Below are 1,682 nucleotides of genomic sequence, written 5' to 3'. Positions count from 1 at the left end.
GTACATTGAAAACCAAATAGAAGCAACAGATTATATATTATATATGATTTCAAGCGTAGAAACCGAGAACGAAAAGTTCAATAAATACACGCGCGATAGAGTAGAGATACTCTCTCACAAATTCATTACGATTAAGTAGTGAAGGGCGCACGGTGGATGCCTTGGCACCAAGAGCCGAAGAAGGACGGAACAAACACCGATATGCTTTGGGGAGCTGTAAGTAAGCACTGATCCGAAGATTTCCGAATGGGGGAACCCGGCATTATAAAATGTCACTCCATTACGAATTAAGTAGTGATGGTAGAGGTAGACCTGGGGAACTGAAACATCTTAGTACCCAGAGGAAGAGAAAGTAAACACGATTCCCGTAGTAGCGGCGAGCGAAGTGGGAAGAGCCCAAACCAGTTTAAACTGGGGTTGTAGGACTTCAACATGCGAGAAGCAAGTTTAGTGGAAGATTATGGAAAGAATGACCATAGAGGGTAACAGTCCCGTACACGACAAGCGAGCGGACGCTAGAAGCATCCTGAGTACGGCGGAACACGAGGAATTCCGTCGGAATCTGGGAGGACCATCTCCTAAGGCTAAATACTCCTTGGTGACCGATAGTGAACCAGTACCGTGAGGGAAAGGTGAAAAGCACCCCGGGAGGGGAGTGAAATAGAACCTGAAACCGTGTGCCTACAAGTAGTCAGAGCCCTATGAGGGTGATGGCGTGCCTTTTGTATAATGAACCGGCGAGTTACGCATACATGCAAGGTTAAGCAGCGAATGTGGAGCCGAAGCGAAAGCGAGTCTGAAATGGGCGAGTAGTATGTGTGTGTAGACCCGAAACCAGGTGATCTACCCATGACCAGGTTGAAGTCCAGGTAACACTGGATGGAGGACCGAACCGACTTATGTTAAAAAATGACCGGATGAGTTGTGGGTAGGGGTGAAATTCCAATCGAACCTGGAGATAGCTGGTTCTCTCCGAAATATATTTAGGTATAGCCTCATATTATCATCGTGGAGGTAGAGCACTGTTTGGATAAGGGGCCCATCCCGGGTTACCGAGTTCAGACAAACTCCGAATGCCATAGATGAGATGTATGGGAGTCAGACAGTGGGTGATAAGGTCCATTGTCGAAAGGGAAACAGCCCAGACCACCAGTTAAGGTCCCCAAATATATGTTAAGTGGAAAAGGATGTGGCGTTGCACAGACAACTAGGATGTTGGCTTAGAAGCAGCCATCATTTAAAGAGTGCGTAATAGCTCACTAGTCGAGTGACGCTGCGCCGAAAATGTACCGGGGCTAAACATATTACCGAAACTGTGGATCCGAGAGGATGGTAGGAGAGCGTTCTATATGCAGCGAAGCCAAACCGAGAGGGAAAGTGGAGCGTATAGAAGTGAGAATGCCGGTGTGAGTAGCGCAAGACGGGTGAGAATCCCGTCCACCGAACGACTAAGGTTTCCAGAGGAAGGCTCGTCCGCTCTGGGTAAGTCGGGACCTAAGCCGAGGCAAACAGCGTAGGCGATGGACAACAGGTAGAAATTCCTGTACCGGTGTAACATGATTGAGTGAAGTGGTGACGCAGGAGGAGAATCGAATCGCACGACTGGAAGAGTGCGTGCAAGTGACAAGCTGTCATACCAGGCAAATCCGGTATGAGTGTAAGGTAAGTCATGATGCGGAGGG

Annotated in this window: 1 rRNA gene; it reads left to right on the top strand. The window is 48.5% G+C overall.

Going from position 1 to position 1,682, the window contains the following annotated elements:
* Window positions 1–129: 129 nt before the first annotated feature.
* A 23S ribosomal RNA gene (locus TJ68_RS08575) occupies window positions 130–1,682 on the top strand; the annotation flags it as partial.

Source organism: Nosocomiicoccus massiliensis (genome assembly GCF_000438455.1).
In the GTDB taxonomy this organism is placed as follows: domain Bacteria; phylum Bacillota; class Bacilli; order Staphylococcales; family Salinicoccaceae; genus Nosocomiicoccus; species Nosocomiicoccus massiliensis.
The sequence above is the reverse complement of the archived record's forward strand: the minus strand, read 5'-3'. Positions and strand labels throughout refer to the sequence as shown.